We start from the raw sequence: 22,791 nt of genomic DNA on the forward strand, positions 1-22,791 counted from the left end.
CCCCCACCATCTCCACATGCGTCGTCCAGCGGAACTGCCCCACCGGCCGCACGCTTTCCAGCCTGTATCCCCCGGCGACCAGATGCGCCGCATCCCGCGCGAAACTTGCCGGGTTGCACGACACATAGGCGACCACCGGCGTCTCCGCCTCCGCCAGCTGCATCACCTGTTCCCGCGCGCCCGCACGCGGCGGATCGATCACCACGGCGGCAAAGCAATTGAGTTCATCGGGCGTCAACGGCCGCCGAAACAGATCGCGATGCTCCGCCACCATCCGCCGTTGCGCCCGCTGCCCCGCACTTTTGAGCGCCAGCAGAACGTGACGCGCACCCTCCACCGCAAAGACCGGCCTGCCAGTTCCCAGCTTGTCTCGGCCCAGCGCCAGCGCAAACGTCCCCAGGCCGCAAAACAGATCGGCAATCGCACCCGTTTCGGGCATCGCATCCCGCACCGCGCTCACCAGCGCCGCCTCCCCATCGGGCGTAGCCTGCAGGAAGGCAAAGGGCGGAAAAGCCACCGCCACCCCGCCAAAACTGATCGTCGCGGCCTCCGGCTCCCACCGCGTCTGCGGCCCTTCGCCTTCGTCGATGGTCAGCCGCGCCAGCCCATGCGCCCGCGCAAAATCGCCCAGCCCCTCGTCCGCCGCCAGCCCCTCGACCCGCACGCCTTCCAGCAGCAGGTCGACGCCCTGATCGATGATCGACATGCGCACATGCGCCGCCCGCTTGTCCGGCAGGATCAGCAGCATCAACGCCCGCAACGGCGCGATCAGCGCGAACAGGCGCGGGTCCAGCACCGCGCACATGCTAAGGTCGATCAGCGTATGGCTGCCCGCCTGCGCAAAGCCGATCGTCACCTGCTTGCCCGCGCGCGCCGCCCGCAGCGAAGCGCGCCGCCGCGTCATCGGCGGCGAAATATGCGGCGGCAGCACGACGTCAGCGCTCACCCCCTGTCCAGCCAGCGCCCCGACGACGCGCTGCTCTACGAACGCGCGATAACTTTCCTCGTCCAGCTGCTGCACCTCGCAACCGCCGCAGGCTGGAAAATGCACGCAGGGCGGATCGACATGATGCGGCCCGCGCATAATGCCGCCATCGGGCAACAGCCGGTCGCCCGGTGCGGTCAGCCGCATATGGCGGCCATCGGCGGTGATGCCATCGCCCTTGGCGGCGACGCGGATGATGATGTCTTTGTCTGTTTCGGTCACAATCGCGCGGCGATAGCCGCAGTCAGCGCAGCAAGCAAATCATCGGCAACGAACGCCACGCCCGCCCGCCGCGCCGCATCGCCATGCAGCCACACCGCCTCACACGCGGCGCGAAACGCATCCCCCGTCACTGCCAGCCGCCCGGCCGCCAGCCCCGCCAGCACGTCGCCGGTCCCCGCCGTCGATAGCCAGGACGACGCCGGTCCCGCAATCGCGACCCGTCCATCCGGCCCAGCCACCACCGTATCTGCCCCCTTGTACACCACCACCGCGCCAGACCGCGCCGCCGCATCCCGCGCCCGGTCGATCTTGCTGCCGGGCAACGCCCCAAAAAGCGCCACAAACTCGCCCTCATGCGGCGTCACGATCGCGCCCGCCGGGATATGATCCTGCCCGATCAACGTCAGCGCATCCGCGTCCAGCACCAACGGATGCCCCGCCCCGATCGCCGCCTCCATCCGCGCCCGCGCCGCATCGTCACGCCCCAGCCCCGGCCCGACCAGCACCGCTCGATAGCGCGCATCGCTCAGCGCTCTGGCCACATCCGTCGCATCCTCGGTCCCAACCTGCACGACAGACGCCAGCGTCACGCCTTCTCCAGCCCCCAATAACCGCACCATCCCAGCCCCTGACCGCGCCGCTGCCACGCTCGCCAGCGCCGCCGCCCCGGCCATCGCGCCACCAACGACCCCGACCAGCCCCCGCGTATATTTATGCGCATTGGCAACCGGTGCTTCCAGCCGTGGCGGCGCCAGCCGCTGTACCCGGTCCGAAGTCTCTATCCCAATCTCTGCCAGCACCAGCCGCCCCATCACGGCCGCCGCCGGCTGCAAGAGATGCGCAGGCTTCAATGCCCCCAGCGCAATGCATATATCAAAGTGCGGCACCGGCGACAGCATCGCCCCGCTATCGGCATCCACCCCGCTCGGCACGTCCACCGCATAAAGCCGCGACGCCCCCGCGCCCAACGCGCAAAGCCGCGCCGCAACGCCGTCCTCCAGCCCACGCGTCAGCCCGATCCCGAACAGCGCGTCGATCAACTGCGTCGCTGGCGCAGCACTCGCCATATCCTCGACCGGCCCGTCCCACGCCGCCCGCGCACGCCGCGCCGAATCCGTCCGGCTGTCCGCCATCGCCGCGACCCGCACCGGCACGCCCCGGTCGCGCAACCACCGCGCGATCACAAATCCGTCACCGCCATTATTCCCCGGCCCGCACAGGACCAGCGTGTCGCGCAGCCCACCCGCGCGCCAGATCACCTCTGCCGCCGCCGCGCCTGCCCGCTCCATCAATGCAAAGGGCGCAACGCCAGCATCAAACACTGCCTGCTCTGCGTCACGCATCTGCGCCCCAGTCAGCACCGGAGCGCCGCGCGTCATGGCGCCTTGCCCGCGATCTTCACGGGCAGGCGATAGCGATCGTCGCCGATCCGCACCTCGATCCGGTTGCCATCGACCATCTGCACCTGCGCGATCTCCGCTCCGTCCGCAGGCTCCAGCCCGCGTCCGTCCGTCAAAATCCGGAACCGCCGAAAACCGCCATCGGGGTTGCGGATCGTCAGCCTGTCACCCGCCCGGTCGCTCACGCAATCCTTGCTCCACGCCGCATTCGCTCCGATCGCGCACTCCACGTCCGACACGTCGCCGCTCGCGCCGCCCGCCTGCACCAGCGCAGCCTGTTTGTCGCCCGCCCCATCGCCACAGGCCGCCAGCATCAGGCACATGACTAACCCTGCCAGGCTGCGCTTCATGACAAAGCCTGCCGACACGCCAGCAAAACCGGTCCCAATATATCCGCGAACCGCCGCTGCCCATCGGCATCGCTCACATGATCCTGCCGCATCTCGACCCCCAGATAGGGAATGCCATTGGCCTCGGCATGGCGGTCCATCGTCGCATTGAGCGACGTGCCGGAATAGGGCAGTTGATCCCCCACGCACAGTCCTGCCGCCTCCAGCATCGGAATGGCGATCCGCGCGGCGCGATCATCCTGATTATAAAGTATGCCGATGTCCCATGGCCGCTGCTGGCCCGGATCGCTCATCAGGCGCGGGGTAAAACTATGCAGCGACAGGATGAAGGGCGACGTCATCTGCGCCAGCAGCGCCGCAACCTGCATATGATAGGGCTGGTGAAAGCGCCGCAGCCGGTCGGCCAGATCGGCGGAGCGATTGCCCGGCACGGCATGCCCGTCGCTCATCACCGGCAACAGCCCCGGCGCATCTTCGTCCCGGTTCAGCGCGCTGCCCGGCGTGCCGTCCGGCAGGACATCGCCCAATAATGGCGCATCGACCGCCCGGTTATAATCTATCACCAGCCGCGACACGCCACCCAATATCGCTGTGCAGCCCAGTTGCTGCGTCAACAATGCGGCTACCTGCGCGACCCCGATGTCGATGGCGACATGTTGCGACAGCAACGCCGGATCGATGCCCAGATCGACATCATCGGGCACATGGTTCGACGCATGATCCGCTACGATCAGCAGGTTCAGATCCCCGCCTTCAATGACCCTGAAAGCCTCGCTCATCCCGTCCTGACCCTCGTTTCCATCACCCACCAGTCGCGATTGGCCGCGCGCACGGCCATGGCCGCATCGGCCATCGCCCCGTCGCTCTCGAACAGCGCAAAGCAGGTCGCACCCGAACCCGACATCCGCGCCAACCGCACGCCCGGCTGCGCCCGCAGCACATCCAGCACGTCGGCAATCACCGGCGCAACGGCCAGGGCAGGCGCTTCCAGATCATTACGCCCCGCCGTTGCCAGCGTCTCGATGCTCCCCGCATCCAGCGCGCCGCGATCCACCCGGTCCCATCCCGCAAACACGCTGGCGGTCGACACGCCGACGCCCGGATTGACCAGCATCATCGCCATGCCCTCCAGCCCCTCGACATCATGCGCCCGCACCACTTCACCACGCCCGCCGACCATCTGCGTCACGCTGGCCACACAGGCCGGCACGTCCGATCCCAGATCGAGCGCCATCGCCGCCAGTTCATGCCTCTCGATCCGCACATCCCACAACCGCACCAGCAGGCGCAGCGTCGCGGCGGCATCCGCCGATCCGCCACCGATCCCCGACGCCACCGGCAAGACCTTCGTCAGCCGGATCGCCGCGCCACGCTGCTGCCCCAGATAGGCCTGCAACCCCCGCGCCGCCCGCTTCACCAGATTGTCCGGCCCCGCCGATAACCCGTCCCCAAACGGTCCGTCGATGCTCAGGTCGATCGCGCCATCATCACTCGCGACCCCGCTCAGCCGGTCGCCATGCTCGGCAAAGGCGAACAGGCTTTCAAGCCTGTGATAGCCATCGTCGCGCCGCCCGCGCACATGTAATGCGACATTGACCTTGGCGAACGCCGTCTCGACCATCTGCGGGTCTGGCGCATCAGGGTGCGGCATATTCGGGCTTCAATCCTTGCTTGGTCTTGGCCGCCAGCCGCGCGGCGATGTCGCCCTGCGCAAAGACCGCCGCCGCTTTCCACGCATAGCGCGCCTCATAGCGCCGCCCTGCCGTCCACAGCGCATCACCCAGATGTTCGTTGATGGTCGCATCCACTGGCGCGCTCGCCGCCGCCCGCTCCAGCACCGGCACCGCTCCGGTCACGTCGCCGGTCACAAATTGCGCCCAGCCCAGCGAATCGGTGATCGCCGCATCCTGCGGTTTCAGCGCGCTGGCTTTCTTGATGAGGTCCAGCGCCGCCGCGACATTCTGCCGCCGCTCCACCTGCATATAGCCCAGATAGTTCAGGATAGCCGGCTCGTTGGGCGCCATCGCCACCGCCCGTTCCAGCACCACCCGCGCTTCGTCCCACCGCTTCCCCTGCTCCAGCGCGCTCCCCTCGAACAGCAGCAGCGGCCAGGGCGCCTTGCCCTCGGGATAGAGCGCCTGCGCCGCCTTGAACGCCGCCGCTGCACCGGCATAATCCTTGCGTTCGCCCAGCAACTGCCCCAGCCGCACATGCCGCTGCGGGTCTGCCCCCGGCGCATCCGCCAGCGTGCGCGCCAGCGTCAGCGCACCATCCCTGTCGCCGCCTGCCGCCATCGCATCGACCAGTTCGGCCTGTGCCAGCACCCCATACCAGCCATCGACCGGCACCATCCGCGCCTCGACCGCGCCCGCGCTCGGCAGTCCGCTATCGGTCAGCAATTCTGCCGCGACGATCCGCGCTTCCGCGCTCTGCGGATCGGCAAAGGTCGCAATCCGCGCCAGCCGGATGCTCAACACCCGCCCGCCATCGCTCGACGCAATGTCGCTCGCCATCCGCGCGAGCAACACCGCATAGCCCTGCGCCGGTGTCAGCGCGCGCAACCGCTGCGCCTTACCCTTCTCGATCGCCGCCCGCGCCACTGCAAAGCGCGCATCGTTCACCGGCAACAGCATCAGCGCTTCGGCCTTCGCCCCCTGCGCCGCCAACTGCGCCGCAAAGCCCAGCCGCATCGTCGCTGCATCATCCTCCCGCGCCGCGATCGCTCGCCGGATCGCGGGAACCGCCACGGTCAGGTCACGGCGACCCAGCGCCTCATAGGCGATATGTTCGTCCACATAACGCTGCGCCAGCGCGGAAAAGCGGTTCTTCCCATCCACCACTGGCGGCGCATAGGCACCCTCGCCCAGCGAAATCCAGCTACTCACGATCGGCGCGAGGAAAGCGAAATTCTCCTCGCCCACCATTCGCACGCTCATCGCCTTGGCGTCCGCCCAGTCCTTGCGCGCCAGTGCATCGCCCAGCCGCAACAGCGTCCCGTCACGCGGCAATTGCCCCGCCTGCTCCAGCATCACCGCCGACCGCAGCGCAAGCGCGCCGTCACCGCTCTCAATCCCCTGCACATAGGATCGGCGCGCAATCTCCATCCGTGCCGGGTCCAGCTTCAACGCCGCGCGATAATAGTCCACCGCCTTCGCCAGCGCGCCATCGCTGTCCGCCATCCGCGCCTGGGCATAGGCGTGCAGCGCACTATCCGGCTCCACCGAAGCCCCCACACCAGCAGGGGCCATCAGCAGGCCAGCAAAGATCAGGCGCTTACATATTGGGATAATTCGGTCCTCCACCGCCTTCGGGCACGACCCAGTTGATATTCTGGGTCGGATCCTTGATGTCGCACGTCTTGCAATGGACGCAATTCTGCGCGTTGATCTGGAAACGGGGATTGCCCTCTTCCTCACCCACCACTTCATAGACGCCTGCGGGACAATAGCGTTGCGCCGGTTCGTCATAAAGGGGCAGATTATAGGAAATCGGGATCGCCGGGTCCTTCAACTGCAAATGCACCGGCTGGTCTTCTTCATGGTTGGTGTTCGACAGGAACACCGACGACAGCCGGTCGAAACTGATCTTCCCATCCGGCTTGGGATAGACGATCTTAGCGCAGGCATCCTTGCGCCAGATCTTCTCGTTATCGGCCTTGTGCTTCATCGTGAAGGGCAAGCCAATCCTGAGCGTGCGCATCCACATGTCGATGCCCGCCAGTGCCGTGCCGATGGTCCCGCCGAACTTGCTCAGCAAAGGCTCGGCATTCTTCACCAGCTTGAGTTCATCCGCGATCCAGCTTGTGCGCAGCCGTTCGTCATAATCGCTCAGTACATCGCGCGCCCGCTCGTTCTGGATCGCCTCGAACGCCGCTTCGGCCGCCAGCATGCCTGACTTCATCGCCGTATGCGTGCCCTTGATGCGCGGCACGTTCACGAAACCTGCCGAACAGCCGATCAGCGCGCCGCCGGGGAACACCAGCTTGGGCACCGACTGCCAACCGCCTTCGTTGATCGCCCGCGCGCCATAGGACACCCGGCGTCCGCCCTCCAGAAACTTGCGGATTTCCGGGTGCTGCTTCCAGCGCTGGAACTCTTCGAACGGATAAAGATGCGGGTTGCGATAGCCCAGCCCCACGACGAAGCCCAACGCCACCTGCCCATTGGCCTGATGATAAAGGAACCCGCCGCCATAGGCATCGGTCAGCGGCCAGCCCTGCGAATGGATCACCAGCCCCGGCTGATGCAATTCCGGGTCGATATCCCACAATTCCTTCATGCCCAGACCATAGACCTGCGGCTCGCAATCGGCGTCCAGCGCGAACTGCCGCTTCAGGATCTTGGTCAGATGACCGCGCGCACCTTCGGCAAAAAACGTATATTTCGCGTGCAGCTCCAGCCCCGGCTGATAATCGCCCTTATGCTGGCCCTCCCGATCGACGCCCATGTCGCCGGTCGCCACGCCCTTCACGCTGCCATCTTCATTATAGAGGATTTCAGCGGCCGCAAATCCGGGGAATATCTCGACGCCCAGCGCCTCGGCCTGCTCGGCGAGCCAGCGACACAGATTGCCCAGCGACCCGGTATAGGTGCCCTTATTGTGCATCCATCCCGGCGTCATGATGTGTGGCATGGCCATTTTGCCGGTCTTGGTCAGGAACCAGTGCTGGTTATCCGTTACCGGTACGTCAGCCAGCGAACAGCCCATATCGCGCCATTCCGGCAACAATTCGTCCAGCGCCTTCGGGTCGATCACCGCCCCCGACAAAATATGCGCGCCGATTTCGGAGCCTTTTTCGAGCACGCACACGGCCAACTCGTTGCCCGCGTCATTGGCCAACTGCTTGCACCGGATCGCCGCCGACAGGCCCGCCGGACCACCGCCAACGATGACGACGTCATAGGGCATGGATTCCCGTTCGCTCATATACTCTCCTCTGCGGCGTCCGGCGGGCTGCACCCCCTGGCTTCCGGTCGCCTTGTTCCTCCAACACTTTACCATATCAGGCGATGAAGAATCTTGACCCCATCGTCAACCTCTGGCCCTAGATGATAGCGATGCGGGGATTGATGCAGGATCAGGCAACGGCTGCCGACGCCTATCTGGCGTGGTGGGCGCTTGCAGGCGTGGATTGCGCCATGGGGGAGGCACCGGTCGACTGGCTGAGCGCCGCTCCCACCGTCACTTCGTCACCACCACCCGGCCCCTCTGCTGCACCCGCCGTCATTCAGGAAAAGCCCCGAACGCTCGAAACGTTCCTTGCATGGCTGACAGGCGATCCGGCGCAGCCCGAACGCCGCTGGACCGGGGCGCCGATCCTGCCTGTGGGGGGACAAAATGCCACGCTGATGGTCGTCACCGACCTGCCCGACCCCGCCGACATGACCGAAGGCCGCCTGCTGGCCGATCGCGCGGGCGACCTGTTCGACGCCATGCTCCGCGCCATTGGTCTCGACCGCAGCATGATCCACCTCGCTTCGCTTTTCACCGCCCGCCCACCCGGCGGCATGGTGGAGGCTGCCGACCTCGCCACCGTTGCGACTCGCATGCGCACCCATGTCGCGCTTGCCCGTCCCCGCCGCCTGCTGATCCTGGGCGATCGGACGATCCGTGCGCTGGGCGGGGCGAACGGCGGCGCGGCGAGCGAAGGTTTACATGACTTTAACCATGAAGGCGGCACTGTGCCCGCTGTTGCCACATTCCATCCGCGCCTGCTGCTGACGCAGCCTGCGGCAAAGGCGGAATGTTGGCGTGCCCTGCAAAGCCTGATCGAGGAACCCCGTCCGTGATTCGTGCCGCGACTACCTTGTCCCGCCTGTCGAGAGTGTCCGCCCTCGCCATCACCGCATTGGGACTGGCCGCCGCGCTCCAGGCCCATGCCGAAACCACATCCCTTCTGCCAAATCTGACCCCAAATCTGACCGACGCCGCCGCCTCCCCGCTGCAAATCAACGAAGGGGACAAGGCAAACTACCGCGCCATCTTCACCGCCATCGACACCGGGCAATGGAATGATGCCAGGGTGCGCATTGCTGCCCTTGGTCCACAGGACGCCGTCCGTCCGCTCGCCCTGTCCGAACTCTATCTGGCCAAGGGATCGCCCCGCGTCGAACTGTTCGACCTGCTCGATCTCGTGAATAAGGCAAGCTGGCTTCCCAAGGCGGACCAACTGTCCCGGCTCGCGCAAAAGCGCGGCGCGACCCTGCTGCCTACCTTGCCACAAGTGCAGAAAATGGTCTGGCTCGGCGCTGCGCCCCGCCGCGAATATGTGACCGGCAACAAGACCGATCTCGCCGCGCAGGCCCTGGGCGCGCAGATTCAGACCTACGTCAAAAATGACGATCCCATCGGTGCGGAAGGCCTGCTGGCTACTGGCGAACTGGGCCTCACGCCCGAAGGGCTGACCGAAGTGCGCCAGAAGGTCGCATGGGCCTATTATATCGAAAATGACGATGTGAATGCCCGCCGCATGGCCGCGCGCGCGCTCGAACCACGCGTCGGTGGCGACTGGACGGTGCAGGCGCACTGGACCGGCGGTCTGGCGGCATGGCGTCAGAATGACTGCGCCGCCGCTGCGCCCGCTTTTGCCAATGTCGCCGCGCTTGCGACCAATGCCGACATGCGCGCCGCCGGTGCCTATTGGGCGTCACGCGCCTATATGGTCTGCGGTCAGGCGGAAAAGGTCGAAAATTATCTGAAGCTGGCGGCCCGTTCGGACGAAACCTTCTACGGCCTGCTGGCACGGGAATCGCTGGGCATGCCGATGCCGACAGCGGCGCTGGTCAGCCGGTTCAGCAATGTCGACTGGCACATACTGCAAAACAGCCCCAATGCCCGCGCCGCCATCGCCTTTGCCGCTATAGGTGACAATGCCCGCGCTGACGAAGCGCTGCGCTATCAGGCAAAAATCGGCGGCCCGGCCCATTATGACGCGCTGCTCCGTCTGTCCGGCGCGCTCAATATGCCCGCGACCCAGTTGTGGCTCGCCCATAACGGCCCGGCTGGAAAACAACCGGCCAGCTTCGCCCGCTTCCCCGCGCCCGACTGGCGGCCCGATGGCGGCTGGCGCGTCGATCCCTCGCTCATCTACGCCCATACATTGCAGGAATCCGGCTTCCGTTCCGATGTCGTCAGCAGCGCGGGCGCGCGCGGCCTGATGCAGGTGCGCCCCGGCACCGGCAGCGACATGGGCCTCGCGTCCGCCGCCCAACTGTTCGTCCCCTCCACCAACATGGAATTTGGCCAGCGCTATCTGGAAGCCTTGCGCGACATGCGCGCCACCGGCGGCCTGCTGCCCAAGGTGATGGCCGCCTATAACGCCGGGCCGCTGCCGGTCGAACGCTGGAACACGCAGGTGAAGGACAAGGGCGATCCATTGCTGTTCATGGAATCCCTGCCCTATTATGAAACCCGCGCTTACGTGAACATCGTCATGCGCAATTACTGGATGTATCAGATTCAGGCGAAGGGCAAAGCCGACTGTCTGACCGGTATGGCGCAGGGCCTGTGGCCGACCTTCCCCAATGCCAAGGGCGTAAAGCTCGTCCGCATGAGCCAGAATGACGGTCGCGCGGTGCCGGTCGCCCCCGTCGGCGCTGGAATGGCGGGCGGGTCGGACTGATGGCGATCGACACCAATCGCCCCTTCATCCCCGTCCGCATCGCCGTCCTCACCATTTCCGACACGCGCGGCCCGGACGATGATCGCTCCGGCGATACGCTGGTCGATCGGTTGAAGGACGCAGGCCATATCCTCGCCGCCCGCATGATCGAGCGTGACGAAAAATCCGCCATCGTCGCGCGCCTCCATGCGTGGATCGAAGACCCGGATGTCGATGTCATCCTGACGACCGGGGGCACCGGCGTCACTGGCCGCGACGTTACACCCGAAGCGCTGGCGCAGGTTCAGGACAAGGAAATTCCTGGTTTCGGCGAACTCTTCCGCTGGCTCAGCTATCAGTCGATCGGCACCTCGACCATTCAGTCCCGCGCCACCGCCTGCGTCGCGCGCGGCACCTATATCTTCGCGCTCCCCGGCTCCACCGGCGCCTGCCGCGACGCGTGGGACGGCATCCTCGCCAGCCAGTTGGACAACCGCTTCCGCCCCTGCAATTTCGTAGAACTCATGCCCCGCCTGACGGAACGCTGACGCCCCCATGTTCCGGCGCAGGCCGGAACCCGGTCCAGACGTAAAATCGGCCTCCAACATTTGCGCAATTCAAATCCGCATGTAGGAAAGTCGAAATTATTGGATTTAATATCAATAACTTATGCATAGAAGTTTTGCCAAAAGCGCAAAACCTGTGGTGCTCACTCTGGAAATCGCAAGCCCAAAGCTTGCAATCATGACCCCCTTATGTTCTCATGCCCCATGGCATGGGAAAAAGGCAGAGGCGCAACGCAAAACAGTCAAAGCGCCCGCTTCAACCTCCCCCAAAGGCAGGCCGACGGCGACTGGCTGGACGCCATCCCCGCCATAGACGGCCCCCTCCCCCGCCGCCGCACGCAAGTGACCGTCGAACAACCCCGCACCATCCTCACCCGCAACACATCCCCCGACATCGCCTTCGACCGATCGATCAACGCCTATCGCGGTTGCGAACATGGCTGCATCTATTGCTTCGCCCGCCCGACCCACGCCTATCTCGACCTGTCGCCCGGCCTCGACTTCGAAACGAAACTCTTCGCCAAGCCCGACGCCGCCGCCCTCCTGCGCGCCGAACTGGGCAAGCCAAACTACGCCGTCGCGCCCATCGCCATGGGCACCAACACCGACCCTTATCAGCCGATCGAAAAGGACTGGCGCATCACCCGCTCCCTGCTGGATGTGATGGTCGAAACCCGCCACCCGACCTTCATCACCACTAAGTCCGACCGCATCCTGCACGACATAGACCTGCTGGCGGATCTGGCCCGCGACGGGCTGGTCGCGGTCATGATCTCCGTCACCAGCCTCGACCCCGCGATTGCCCGCACCCTCGAACCCCGCGCCCCTCATCCACTCCGCCGCATCGCCGCCATTGAAAAGCTGGTCGCAGCGGGCATCCCCGTTTCGGCCAATGTCTCCCCGGTCATCCCCGCCATTACCGATCATGAGATAGAGGCGATCGTCGCCCGCGTCGCAGCGGCAGGCGCGCGCGACGTGCATTTCATACCGGTTCGCCTGCCCCACGAAGTCGCGCCGCTCTTCCGCGCCTGGCTCGACACGCATTATCCCGATCGCGCGGCCAAGGTCATGGCGATCATCAACGACCTGCGCGGCGGCCGCGACAATGATCCCGCCTTTGGCAGCCGGATGCGCGGGCAAGGCGTCTGGGCCGACCTCATCCGCGCCCGCTTCGTCAAGGCCCGCAAACGCGCTGGCCTCAACCCGGATCGGATCACCCTGCGCACCGACCTCTTCCGCCCGCCACAGGGCGCGCAACTATCGCTTTTCTAATTCAGCCAACCAGCCGGGGCTTCCACGCCGGTTTGGGCGAACGCGCGCGATAGCCTTCTTCCCGCACTTCCAGCGTCCTCTGGCTATGGATCGACAATCCGGCAATGATGGCGATCGCCTCCAGTTCATCCGCGCCCAACAGAAAGTCATCGCCCAGGAAAATGCGCGCTGCCTGCCCGTTCGCCGTCGGCGTCCGCAAAAACAGTTCGCACCGCCCCCCGCGCTTGCCGGTCATAAGGTCGGCCAGCGCCTTGACCGGCGCAGGCTCATCCGCGTCTATGACCAGTTCGATGCGCGATGCATTGGCCAACTGCCGGAACGGCTCGATCCGCCGCACCGTCACGCGCGGCGTTTCTTCGCCGGGCAACCGATCCAGTTCGACATGCAGCAGCGCACATTCGCCGTCCCGCGCCATCTCCTCGATCGCCTTGCACCCATCCTCTTCGAAACAGCTTGCCTGAAACTGCCCGCTCTGGTCCGAAAAGGTCGCGCTGGCATAGCGTGCGCCACGCTTGGTTTCGCGCCACCGCACATCCTCGATCATCGCCGCCATGATCGTCATCACCCGCCCCTCGGCATTGGGTGTCCCCATCGGCTGCTGACAGATCACACCATAGCTTCTGGCCCCCCGCGCTTCGGCCAGATGCCGAAAGCGATCGACGGGATGGGCGGAGAAGTAGAAACCGAACGCCTCCTTCTCCTGCGCCATCCGGTCGGCCACGGACCATGCCTGATGCGGGGGAATACGCACATCGGCATGGGGCGTCTCAACGTCGCCGAACAGGCCGCCCTGCCCGCTGATCCGCGCCTCCGCAGCGCTCGACGCAACCGACAATATCGTCTCGACCGCCGCATGCACCCCCGCCCGGTCGGCATGTATGTCATCGAACGCACCCGCCGCCGCCAGACTTTCCAGTTGCCGCCGGTTCAGCAGACGCGGCTCTATCCGGTCGGCGAAATCGTCCAGGCTCTTGAACGGACCATTGGCGTCGCGCTCGGCGACCAGCTGGTCCATCGCCTTCTCGCCCACGCCCTTCAACCCGCCCAGCCCATAGCGCACGGCAAAGCCCAGCCGGGGATCATCCCCCTCGCACGGCACCGGATCGACCGAAAAGTCCGCCTGACTGCGATTGATGTCGGGCGGCAGGCAGGTCAGCCCCATCCGCCGCATGTCGTCCACGAACACCGTCAGCTTGTCGGTCAGGTGGATGTCGAACGCCATCGACCCGGCATAGAACTCGGCCGGATAATGCGCCTTCAACAACGCCGTCTGATAGGCGAGCAGGGCATAGGCCGCCGCATGGCTCTTGTTGAAACCATAGCCTGCAAACTTGTCGATCAAATCGAACAGCTCATTGGCCTTGGCCGGCTTGATATCGCTGCCAGCACACCCGTCCACGAAGCGCGATCGCTGCGCATCCATCTCCGCCTTCACCTTCTTGCCCATCGCCCGGCGCAACAGGTCAGCGTCTCCCAGTGAATAGCCCGCCAGTATCTGCGCGGCCTGCATTACCTGTTCCTGATAGACGAAGATGCCATAGGTTTCTTCGAGGATCGGCTTGAGCAGAATATGGGGATATTCAATCTCCTCCTGCCCGTTCTTGCGCCGCCCGAACATCGGGATATTGTCCATAGGGCCGGGGCGATAGAGCGAGACGAGTGCGATGATGTCCCCGAAATTGGTCGGCTTTACCGCCGCCAGCGTCTTGCGCATCCCTTCCGATTCCAGCTGGAACACGCCCACCGTGTCGCCCCGCTGGAGCAGGTCGTAAACCGCCGTATCGTCCCACGACAGCGTCTCCAGATCGACGGTAACGCCGCGCGCCGCCAACAACTGCACTGCCTTCTGCAACACCGACAAAGTCTTGAGGCCCAGAAAGTCGAACTTCACCAGTCCCGCGCCCTCGACATATTTCATGTCGAACTGCGTCACCGGCATGTCGGATCGCGGATCGCGATACAGCGGCACCAGCTGCTGCAAAGGCCGGTCGCCGATCACCACGCCCGCCGCATGGGTGGAGCTATGGCGCGGAAAGCCTTCCAGCTTCATCGCATAGTCGATCAGGCGGCGGACCTGCTTGTCATTGTCATATTCCGCCCGAAACTCGGCCACGCCATTGAGCGACCGTTCCAGCGTCCACGGGTCGGTCGGATGGTTGGGGATCAGCTTGGCCAGCCGGTCCACCTGCCCATAGCTCATCTGCAACACGCGGCCCGTGTCCTTCAGCACGGCGCGGGCTTTTAGCTTACCGAATGTGATGATCTGCGCCACATGGTCGACGCCATATTTCTGCTGGACATAGCGGATCACCTCGCCCCGCCGCGTTTCGCAGAAATCGATGTCGAAGTCGGGCATCGACACACGTTCGGGATTGAGGAATCTCTCGAACAGCAGGCCCAGTTGCAACGGGTCGAGATCGGTGATCGTCAGCGCCCACGCAACGACCGACCCCGCACCCGACCCACGACCCGGACCCACCGGAATGTCATGATCCTTCGCCCATCTGATGAAATCGGCAACGATCAGGAAGTAACCGGGAAAGCCCATCTGGATGATGATGTCGGTCTCGAACGTCAATCTGTCCAGATAGGGCTGGCGCGCCTCCGCCCCCAATATGCCCAGCTTCGCCAGCCGCATCTCCAGCCCCGCGCTCGCCTGCTCGCGCAGCATCCGCGCTTCGCCCTCGATGTCGCCCGCCAGACTGGGCAGGATCGGCTTGCGCTTGGGCGCGGCCACCGCGCAACGCTGCGCGACCACCAGCGTGTTGGCCAGCGCTTCGGGCAAGTCGTCGAACAGCCGCTTCATCTCACCTGCCGGCTTCATCCAGGCGTCCGGCGAACTGGTCCGCCGGTCGGGCATGTCGACATAGGCGCTGTCGGCAATGCACAGCATCACGTCATGCGCTTCATGGAAATGGGGTTCGGTATAACAGGTCGGGTTGGTCGCGACCAAAGGCAGGTTCAGGCTATAGGCCAGTTCCAGCAGTAGCGGCTCCGCCTTGCCCTCCACCGGATCGAGCCGACGGCAAATCTCGATATAAAGCCGATCGGGAAACAGCGTCATCAGCCGCTGCGCATAATCCAGCGCCGCATCGGGCTGATCCTCCGCAAACAGCCGCGCGATCGCTCCCTCGCCTCCGGCAGTCAGCGCGATCAGGCCATCGGTGCGTCCCTCCAGCACATCGAGTCCCACATGCGGCACTTCCTCCACCGGTCGGTCGAGATGCGCCATCGACACCAGCGCGCACAGATTGTCATACCCGGCCTCATCCTGCGCATAGAGCGTCAGCCAGTCATGCACCGGCGGCGCGTTGAGCGGCCTGCCCGGACGCAGCACGCCCAGCATCGCGCCGATGATCGGCTGCACGCCGTCGCTCTTGCACGCATCGGAAAAGGCCATCGATCCGTACAGCCCGTTGCGGTCGGTGATCGCGGCGGCAGGGAAGCCCAAAGCACGCGCCTGCTTGGCGATCTTCTTGGGGTCGATCGCCCCTTCCAGCATGGTGTAGGACGACAGGATACGAAGCGGAACGAAAGCGGCATGGGACATGCATCAAGCCTAGCCGGATTGCCCGATCCCCGGCTAGTCCCGCAGCCATAAAATCTGTGGATAGAGTGATTAAGCAGTTACGAAGATATCGGCTCTACTATCCTTGTCCATGCGCTTATCCACCATCACCAACTGGGCCTATGGCGCCACCGTCGCGCTTACCCTCCTGTCCGGCACCACCATGCTGCTGGCATCGGGGGCGGAGCAGCGCGAACGCGCCGCTGTCGTTCAGCGCGCGACCTTCGACGACCTCACTTCGACGCTGGAAGAGGATGTCTATCGGGCCAGCGAACAGGCGCGCGGCTATGTCGTGACCCGCGACCCCAGCCACCTCGTCGCTTATCAGCGGGAAAAGGCAGCCATGCGCTCGGTGGAGGATCGCATCCGCCATCTGCGTGACGCGGGAGCCAGCGCCAGCGAACTGCAAGCCCTGCAGCAGGCGATCCACTGGGCAGATGGCCTGACCGACGAACAGACGATGGCCCTGCAGGTCGCCCGGTCGGGGGACCGCGAAACCGCGCGCGGCATCCTGTTCGGCGACGAATATGGCCGTGAAATGGACCGGGTCGCGGCGCAAGTCAGCAAGTTTCAATATATGCTGGACCAGCGGACCAACCACGCGGTCGAAGCCGCGACCGACGGCGCGCGCCTGTGGCGCTCCATGTCGGAAATCATGCTGGGCATCACGGCGATCCTCGTCCTGTGCGTACTCTACTTCGTCCTCAAACAACGCATCCTGCATCCGGTCGTCCGCCTCAGCGATGTCGTCACCCGCCTCGCCGCGCAGGATTATGACGCGATCCCGCCCGACCTGCGTCAGGTCGATGAGATTGGCGACATGGCCCATGCGATCGGCATTTTCCGGGAAAACGGGCTGGAACGCCAAAGGCTGGAGCGCGAACGCGACACCGATCGGGTCCTGCGCGATCTCCTCTCCCGCATGACGCAAAGGTTGCAGGGATGCGACAACGTGGACGATCTGGCGGATGTCGTCCGGCGCTTCACCCCCGAAATCGTTCCCGCGCTGGCCGGACGCCTCTACATGCTCGACAAGCGCCGCAGCGTCATGGTGCAGGCCTGCGCATGGGGCGGGCCGCTGGGGTCGAGTCCTGACTTCCCCACGTCTACCTGTTGGGCCTTGCGCCGCGGCCAGCCCCATCGTCCCGCCAGCGACGCGATCGACATACCCTGTGACCATCTGGGCGATCATGACAGCCTGACCACCATCTGCATCCCGCTCGTCGCGCAGGGCAAGAGCATCGGACTCCTCTATCTCGAACGGCGATCGGACGCCCCGGCCTGCGACCTCTCGCCGTTCGATCATTATCTGGAAATGCTGGCCGAAAACATCGGGCTGGCGCTCGCCAACCTGCGCCTGCGCGACGCATTGCACGCCATGGCGATGGCGGACGCGCTGACCGGATTGTCGAATCGCCGCCATTTCGATCAGGCGCTTCAGGGGCATCTGGACAGAGCGGAACGCAACCACCTGCCGCTTGCCTGCCTGATGATCGACATCGATCATTTCAAGCGGTTCAACGATACGTTCGGCCATGACGCGGGCGACGCTGTATTGCGGGCTTTTGCTCAGGTGCTCGCCGACGCCGTGCGCGAGGAACAGATGGCGTTCCGTTTGGGTGGCGAAGAGTTTCTGCTGCTGATGCCCGGCCTGACCCTCGATCAGGCGCTGGAGCGCGCAGGCCATGTCCAGCAACGGATCCGCGACTTGCAGGTGGACTATCGGGGCAAGCCTCTGGGCAGTGTGACTGCCTCCTTCGGTCTGGCCGCCTATCCCGACCATGGCGACACACATCGGCTGGTCGCGACCGCCGACGCCGCCCTGCTACGTGCCAAGCGTGATGGTCGCGATCGTATCGTCGTCGCCACCATACGCGACATGCCCGCCGCAATCAGCGCCTAGGCCTTATTCCAGTCGGCCTTCGTGCAGCCGGACGATCCGGTCCATCTTCTGCGCCAGCCGTTCATTATGCGTCGCGACCAGCGCCGCCGACCCTTCCTCCCGGACCAGTCGCAAAAACTCGGCCAGCACCACGTCGGCGGTGCGCTCGTCCAGATTGCCCGTGGGTTCGTCCGCCAGCACCAGCGCGGGCCGGTTGGCCAGCGCGCGGGCGACGGCGACGCGCTGCTGCTCGCCACCCGACAACTGGCTCGGTCGATGATCCAGCCGATGGCCAAGGCCCAGCGACGCCAGCAGCGATTGCGCCCGATTACGGGCTATTTCCATCTCCACATCACGAATGACCTGCGGCAGGATCACATTCTCGGTCGCGTTGAAATCGGGCAACAGGTGGTGGAACTGATAGACGAAGCCCAGCGCATCGCGCCGCAACCGTGTCCGCCCGTCATTGTCCAGCCGCGCGGCTTCCTCGCCACCGATCTTGATCGACCCGTCGAATCCGCCCTCCAGCAGGCCGACCGCCTGTAATAATGTCGATTTGCCGGACCCCGACTGCCCCAGCAGCGCGACGATCTCGCCCTGGCCCACGGTCAGGTCGACGCCGCGCAATACCTCGATCGTCTCGCTCCCCTGCGTGAAGCTGCGCGTCAGGCCGGTGACGACCAAAATCTCATTCATAACGCAGCACCTGTACAGGATCGGTATTGGCGGCCTTGAACGCTGGATAGAGCGTGGCGAGGAAACTGAAGACCAGCGCCATGACGCAGATGATGGAAATTTCCACCGGGTCCGCCTGCGCGGGCAATTCGGTCAGGAAGCGGATCGAGGGGTCCCACAGATTTTGCCCCGTCGCAAACTGGATCGCATTGACGATGCCTTGCCGGAAGAACAGGAATGTAAAGCCCAGCACCGTGCCGGCCAATGTGCCGAGCGCGCCGATGGTGACGCCCACGGTCATGAAGATCTTGACCAGCCCCGACCGACTTGCCCCCATCGTCCGCAATATCGCGATGTCGCGCGTCTTGGCGCGAACCAGCATGATGAGAGAGGACAGGATATTGAACACCGCGACCAGCACGATGATCGACAGCACGACGAACATCGCCACCCGCTCGACTGCCAGCGCCTCGAACAGCGATGCATTCATCTGGCGCCAGTCCTGGACAACGGCCCGGCCAGCGACCTTGGCCGCCAGCGGCTCCAATATCTGCCCCACCTTGTCCGGGTTGACCGTCTCCACCTCGATCATGCCGACGACATCGCCCAGCAACAACAAAGTCTGCGCATCCTCCATCGGCATGACGACGAACGCCTTGTCATAATCATAGATGCCGACTTCGAAAATCGCTGCCACCTGATAGGATATCTGGCGCGGGACCGTACCGAACGGGGTGGCCCGTCCCGCCGGATTGATGATTGTCAGGCTGTCACCGATCTGGATACCCAGATTTTCCGCCAATCGCGCACCGATGCCGATCTTGCCTGCATTGGCCGTCAGGTTGTTCAGGCTCCCTGATAGAACCTTGCCCTTCAGCGTCTTGTTGTTGCGAATGTCGGGAACAGTCATGCCGCGCACCAGCACGGCTTCGACCCGCCCCTGAAATGTTGCGAGCAATGGCTGTTCGATCATCGGCGTCGCGCTGGTGACGCCCGGCGTCGCCTTGGCCTGAGTCAGCACCGATTTCCAGTCGGGCAAACGCCCGCCATAGCCCTGCACGACCGCGTGCCCATTCAGACCCACGATCTTGTCGAACAGTTCGGCGCGAAAGCCATTCATCACGCTCATGACGATGATGAGCGCTGCAACGCCCAGCATCACGGCGGCCAGGCTGATCCCGGCGACCAGGAAGATGAAACCCTCACCCTTGCCGGGCAGCAGGTAACGCTTGGCGATCATGCGTTCGTATCGGGAAAGAATCATGCGGCGCGAACGGCCCTTAGAATATGGATGGTCTGATGGTCGGCGGACACGTCTAGGCCGCAGGATGCGCGACGGCAAGCATTGCCAGATTGTTGCATCTGCGCCACAGCACTCCGGCGAAAATAACACCGCTCCGATTTTGCCCGTGACTCAAGGCCGCGCCAGTCATAGCAAGAACCTCGGAAGCACAGGTAAAGGCCGTGGTTCAGGGATACTGCATCCCGCTTTGAGCTTAGGGGGCTGAGAAGCGGTTGAGGCAGACCAAGGGGGAGACGAGCAATCGTCCATGAAAGCGCCCGGATCGTGAAAGCACGATCCGGGCGCTTTTTTATTGTCTACATGACCAGCGCATCATGAACGATAGGACAAAGCGTCCTACCCTCGTTCTTCTGTTAAACGCGATGATCTTTGCGCCTCTTGAAACCTAAAATCGCCCAACCATATCGACATCATCCGGCCGCCATTTGGGGCTGGATCGACCAATGCCGGATGCCATTGCGGGTCCGGCACGTTCATTTTGCTCTTTGGGAGATTATGACAATGCGTGCTTTTGATCTTACCCCCTATCGCCGCTCCACCGTTGGTTTCGATCGCTTGTTCGACCTGATCGAAAACAATGCGCGGCTGAGCCAGGGCGACAATTACCCCCCCTTCAACATCGAACGTCTGTCGGAGGATCGTTATCGCGTGACGCTGGCCGTCGCCGGCTTCCGCCCCGAAGAAATCGACATCACCGCTCAGCAGAACCTGCTTCAGGTCATCGGGCGCAAGGATGATGCGTCCCCTGATCGGACAAAATATCTGCACGTCGGCATCGCGAACCGCAGCTTCGAGCGGCGATTCGAACTTGCCGATTTTGTACGGGTGGAAAAGGCCGATCTGGCGGACGGCCTGTTGTCGATCGAACTGCTGCGCGAAGTGCCAGAGGCGATGAAGCCCAAGAAAATCGCAGTCAATGGCGGTCAGTTGGTGGAAATCGCCAGCAAGGATCGCGACGCGGCCTGATCTGACTTTGATCTGACGCTAACGGGGCGCAACCTTCGCGGGTTGCGCCCTTTTATATTTCGACCTGGCTGCCCAATTCGACCACGCGGTTGGTGGGCAGGCGGAAAAACTCCATCGCGCTTTCCGCATTGCGCAACATCCACGCGAAAATCTTCTCCCGCCACAACGGCATGCCCGGATTGGCCGACGGCAGTAAAGTCTGCCGCGCCAGGAAGAAGCTGGTGTCCATCATCTTGAACGCCTGACCACAACCGGTGACATTCTTGAGCGCAGCGGGAACGTCCGGTTCCTGCATGAAGCCATATTGCAGCACCACGCGGAAGAACCCGCGACCCAGATCCTCCAGCTTGCACCGGCCATCTTCATCGACCACCGGCACATTCTTGATCTTGACGGTCAGCAGTATGACTCGCTCGTGCAGCACCTTGTTATGCTTGAGGTTGTGGAGCAGTGCATGCGGCACGCCATCGGGCGTCGATGTCATGAACACAGCCGTGCCCGAAACGCGCACCGCGCTGTTGGCGGCGGATGCGACGAACACCGGGATCGGCATCGCCGCTTCGCGCAACCGATCCTGCACCAGCCGTCGACCGCGCGACCATGTGGTCAGCAGCGTGAAGATAATGAAGCCGATCAGCAGTGGGAACCAGCCACCATCGGGCACCTTCGTCAGATTGGCGGCCAGATAGGCACCATCCACGATATAGAATACTGCCAGCAATGGCGCGGAATAATACCATTTCCAGTTCCACAACCGGTACAGCACGACGGTCAGCAGCACATTGTCGATGAACATCGCTCCGGTGACTGCGATGCCATAGGCCGCAGTCAGGTTGGACGAAGTCCTGAACGTCAGCACCAGCAGGATGACCATGACCATCAGCCCCCAGTTGATCAGGGGAATGTAAATCTGCCCGGCGGTATCCGCACTGGTATGTTCGATCCGCAGACGCGGCATGAAGCCCAGCTGGATCGCCTGCTGTGTCACGGAAAACGCGCCGGAAATCACTGCCTGCGACGCGATGATCGCTGCCATCGTGGCCAGCCCGATCAGCGGCAATTGCGCCCATTGCGGCGCGAGATTGTAGAAAGGACTGTGCAGCGCCGCCGCCCCGTCGCGAAACAGCAGCGCGCCCTGCCCCATATAGTTCAGGATCAGCGCGGGCAGTACGAAGGCGAGCCAGGACACACGGATCGGGTTGCGCCCAAAATGCCCCATATCGGCATAGAGCGCCTCTGCCCCCGTCACCGCCAACACCACGGACCCCAATGCCAGAAAGGCCGGCAGCGGATCGGTAACGAAAAACATCACTGCCCAATAGGGGTTGATGGCATACAATATGCCCGGCGTCTTGATGATCGACAGCACGCCTAACGTTGCGATCGTCACGAAATAGAGCAACATGATCGGCCCGAACAAGGTCGCGACCTTGTTCGTACCCAGCCCCTGTATCCAGAACAGGCCCACCAATATGATGATGACGACGGGCAGGATCGCCGGAGCAAGGGCTGGGTTATAAACCGCAAGCCCCTCGACCGCCGACAGCACAGACACCGCTGGCGTAATCATCGAATCGCCATAGAACAACGCCGTCGCGAACACGCCCAGCAGCACGATGCCGCGCGACCAGCGCTGTGTCTTCGTCTGCCCGTTGATCAGCGCCAGCAGCGCCAGGCTGCCGCCTTCGCCCTTGTTATCAGCGCGCATGATGACGCTGACATATTTCAACGTCACCACCAGCATCATCGACCAGAACATCAGGCTGATGACGCCCAATATATGGTCGGGATCAAGGTCCAGGTGATGATGACCCGCAAATGTTTCGCGGAATGCATAGAGCGGGCTGGTGCCGATGTCGCCAAACACGATGCCGACCGCGCCGACGACCAGCTTTATCGTCGCCTTCTGCCGGGCATGGCCATGGCTTTCCTCGTCATCGTTCCCGGATGAGGGAGCCGTGTTTGGAAGGAGATCAGCCACGAGTGAAAAGCCGCATTGGCA

General features: G+C 63.9%; 17 protein-coding genes. 6 read left to right on the forward strand and 11 right to left on the reverse strand.

What is annotated here, in order from left to right:
- The 7 genes from WA070_RS13430 to WA070_RS13460 all read right to left on the reverse strand — a co-directional run.
- A partial coding sequence (locus tag WA070_RS13430; RefSeq protein ID WP_422634436.1) for a class I SAM-dependent RNA methyltransferase occupies positions 1-1,207 on the reverse strand: 1,207 nt, incomplete at its 3' end.
- Positions 1,204-2,586 (reverse strand): NAD(P)H-hydrate dehydratase, encoded by a 1,383-nt coding sequence (locus WA070_RS13435; protein WP_422634437.1) that lies wholly within the window; start codon positions 2,584-2,586, stop codon positions 1,204-1,206. The genes WA070_RS13435 and WA070_RS13430, both read right to left, overlap by 4 nt.
- Positions 2,583-2,957 (reverse strand): hypothetical protein, encoded by a 375-nt coding sequence (locus WA070_RS13440; protein ID WP_422634438.1) that lies wholly within the window; start codon positions 2,955-2,957, stop codon positions 2,583-2,585. The genes WA070_RS13435 and WA070_RS13440 overlap by 4 nt, the downstream gene beginning before the upstream one ends.
- Positions 2,954-3,736 (reverse strand): N-formylglutamate amidohydrolase, encoded by a 783-nt coding sequence (locus tag WA070_RS13445; RefSeq protein WP_422634439.1) that lies wholly within the window; start codon positions 3,734-3,736, stop codon positions 2,954-2,956. The genes WA070_RS13440 and WA070_RS13445 overlap by 4 nt, the downstream gene beginning before the upstream one ends.
- A complete protein-coding gene (locus WA070_RS13450; RefSeq protein WP_422634440.1) occupies positions 3,733-4,608 on the reverse strand; it encodes a 4-(cytidine 5'-diphospho)-2-C-methyl-D-erythritol kinase in 876 nt (291 codons plus the stop codon). The genes WA070_RS13445 and WA070_RS13450 overlap by 4 nt, the downstream gene beginning before the upstream one ends.
- Positions 4,595-6,205: a tetratricopeptide repeat protein gene (locus WA070_RS13455; protein ID WP_422634441.1), complete on the reverse strand. Its 1,611-nt coding sequence runs from the start codon at positions 6,203-6,205 to the stop codon at positions 4,595-4,597. The genes WA070_RS13450 and WA070_RS13455 overlap by 14 nt, the downstream gene beginning before the upstream one ends.
- Positions 6,206-6,230: 25 nt before the next feature.
- Complete coding sequence (locus WA070_RS13460; protein WP_422634442.1) at positions 6,231-7,883, reverse strand: electron transfer flavoprotein-ubiquinone oxidoreductase; 1,653 nt, start codon at positions 7,881-7,883, stop codon at positions 6,231-6,233.
- A 131-nt stretch (positions 7,884-8,014) separates the two neighbouring features.
- Between WA070_RS13460 and WA070_RS13465 the strand changes: the two genes are divergently transcribed.
- The 4 genes from WA070_RS13465 (at position 8,015) to WA070_RS13480 (ending at position 12,395) form a co-directional block, all read left to right on the forward strand.
- Complete coding sequence (locus tag WA070_RS13465; RefSeq protein ID WP_422634443.1) at positions 8,015-8,746, forward strand: uracil-DNA glycosylase family protein; 732 nt, start codon at positions 8,015-8,017, stop codon at positions 8,744-8,746.
- On the forward strand, positions 8,743-10,578 hold the full coding sequence (locus tag WA070_RS13470; RefSeq protein ID WP_422634444.1) for a lytic transglycosylase domain-containing protein: 1,836 nt from the start codon (positions 8,743-8,745) through the stop codon (positions 10,576-10,578). The genes WA070_RS13465 and WA070_RS13470 overlap by 4 nt, the downstream gene beginning before the upstream one ends.
- Entirely contained in the window at positions 10,578-11,105 is a 528-nt protein-coding gene (gene moaB, locus WA070_RS13475; RefSeq protein WP_422634445.1) for a molybdenum cofactor biosynthesis protein B, read from the forward strand. Before WA070_RS13470 ends, moaB begins: the two co-directional genes overlap by 1 nt.
- Before the next feature lie 222 nt (positions 11,106-11,327).
- Entirely contained in the window at positions 11,328-12,395 is a 1,068-nt protein-coding gene (locus tag WA070_RS13480) for a PA0069 family radical SAM protein (RefSeq protein WP_422634446.1), read from the forward strand.
- 1 nt (position 12,396) lies between these two features.
- On the opposite strand, the gene dnaE is transcribed toward WA070_RS13480, so the two are convergent.
- Positions 12,397-15,945: a DNA polymerase III subunit alpha gene (gene dnaE / locus WA070_RS13485; protein ID WP_422634447.1), complete on the reverse strand. Its 3,549-nt coding sequence runs from the start codon at positions 15,943-15,945 to the stop codon at positions 12,397-12,399.
- Between the two features lie 109 nt (positions 15,946-16,054).
- Here dnaE and WA070_RS13490 point away from each other — a divergent pair, with 109 nt between their 5' ends.
- Positions 16,055-17,866: a diguanylate cyclase gene (locus tag WA070_RS13490; RefSeq protein WP_422634448.1), complete on the forward strand. Its 1,812-nt coding sequence runs from the start codon at positions 16,055-16,057 to the stop codon at positions 17,864-17,866.
- A gap of 3 nt (positions 17,867-17,869) precedes the next feature.
- Here the strand turns inward: WA070_RS13490 and WA070_RS13495 are convergent, their stop codons facing one another.
- Positions 17,870-18,541 carry an ABC transporter ATP-binding protein gene (locus WA070_RS13495; RefSeq protein WP_422634449.1) on the reverse strand — a complete coding sequence of 224 codons (672 nt, stop codon included), beginning with the start codon at positions 18,539-18,541 and terminating at the stop codon, positions 17,870-17,872.
- Positions 18,534-19,784 (reverse strand): lipoprotein-releasing ABC transporter permease subunit, encoded by a 1,251-nt coding sequence (locus tag WA070_RS13500; protein WP_422634450.1) that lies wholly within the window; start codon positions 19,782-19,784, stop codon positions 18,534-18,536. Before WA070_RS13500 ends, WA070_RS13495 begins: the two co-directional genes overlap by 8 nt.
- A 534-nt stretch (positions 19,785-20,318) precedes the next feature.
- On the opposite strand from WA070_RS13500, the gene WA070_RS13505 reads away from it, so the two are divergent.
- A complete protein-coding gene (locus tag WA070_RS13505; protein ID WP_422634451.1) occupies positions 20,319-20,789 on the forward strand; it encodes an Hsp20 family protein in 471 nt (156 codons plus the stop codon).
- Between the two features lie 52 nt (positions 20,790-20,841).
- Here the strand turns inward: WA070_RS13505 and WA070_RS13510 are convergent, their stop codons facing one another.
- The gene (locus WA070_RS13510; protein ID WP_422634452.1) at positions 20,842-22,770 is read right to left on the reverse strand and encodes a potassium transporter Kup; all 1,929 of its coding nucleotides are present in this window, start codon (positions 22,768-22,770) and stop codon (positions 20,842-20,844) included.
- Between the last annotated feature and the right edge of the window lie 21 nt (positions 22,771-22,791).

Source organism: Sphingobium sp. (genome assembly GCF_049304695.1).
GTDB lineage: Bacteria > Pseudomonadota > Alphaproteobacteria > Sphingomonadales > Sphingomonadaceae > Sphingobium.

Excerpts from the sequence above, each read along its gene's own strand:
- WA070_RS13490 (WP_422634448.1), top strand. The coding sequence starts at position 16,055 with ATGCGCTTATCCACCATCACCAACTGGGCCTATGGCGCCACCGTCGCG.
- moaB (WP_422634445.1), top strand. The coding sequence starts at position 10,578 with ATGGCGATCGACACCAATCGCCCCTTCATCCCCGTCCGCATCGCCGTC.
- WA070_RS13455 (WP_422634441.1), bottom strand. The coding sequence starts at position 6,205 with ATGGCCCCTGCTGGTGTGGGGGCTTCGGTGGAGCCGGATAGTGCGCTG.
- WA070_RS13480 (WP_422634446.1), top strand. The coding sequence starts at position 11,328 with ATGGCATGGGAAAAAGGCAGAGGCGCAACGCAAAACAGTCAAAGCGCC.
- WA070_RS13445 (WP_422634439.1), bottom strand. The coding sequence starts at position 3,736 with ATGAGCGAGGCTTTCAGGGTCATTGAAGGCGGGGATCTGAACCTGCTG.
- dnaE (WP_422634447.1), bottom strand. The coding sequence starts at position 15,945 with ATGTCCCATGCCGCTTTCGTTCCGCTTCGTATCCTGTCGTCCTACACC.
- WA070_RS13495 (WP_422634449.1), bottom strand. The coding sequence starts at position 18,541 with ATGAATGAGATTTTGGTCGTCACCGGCCTGACGCGCAGCTTCACGCAG.
- WA070_RS13435 (WP_422634437.1), bottom strand. The coding sequence starts at position 2,586 with ATGACGCGCGGCGCTCCGGTGCTGACTGGGGCGCAGATGCGTGACGCA.
- WA070_RS13505 (WP_422634451.1), top strand. The coding sequence starts at position 20,319 with ATGACAATGCGTGCTTTTGATCTTACCCCCTATCGCCGCTCCACCGTT.
- WA070_RS13440 (WP_422634438.1), bottom strand. The coding sequence starts at position 2,957 with ATGAAGCGCAGCCTGGCAGGGTTAGTCATGTGCCTGATGCTGGCGGCC.
- WA070_RS13500 (WP_422634450.1), bottom strand. The coding sequence starts at position 19,784 with ATGATTCTTTCCCGATACGAACGCATGATCGCCAAGCGTTACCTGCTG.
- WA070_RS13460 (WP_422634442.1), bottom strand. The coding sequence starts at position 7,883 with ATGAGCGAACGGGAATCCATGCCCTATGACGTCGTCATCGTTGGCGGT.
- WA070_RS13465 (WP_422634443.1), top strand. The coding sequence starts at position 8,015 with ATGCGGGGATTGATGCAGGATCAGGCAACGGCTGCCGACGCCTATCTG.
- WA070_RS13450 (WP_422634440.1), bottom strand. The coding sequence starts at position 4,608 with ATGCCGCACCCTGATGCGCCAGACCCGCAGATGGTCGAGACGGCGTTC.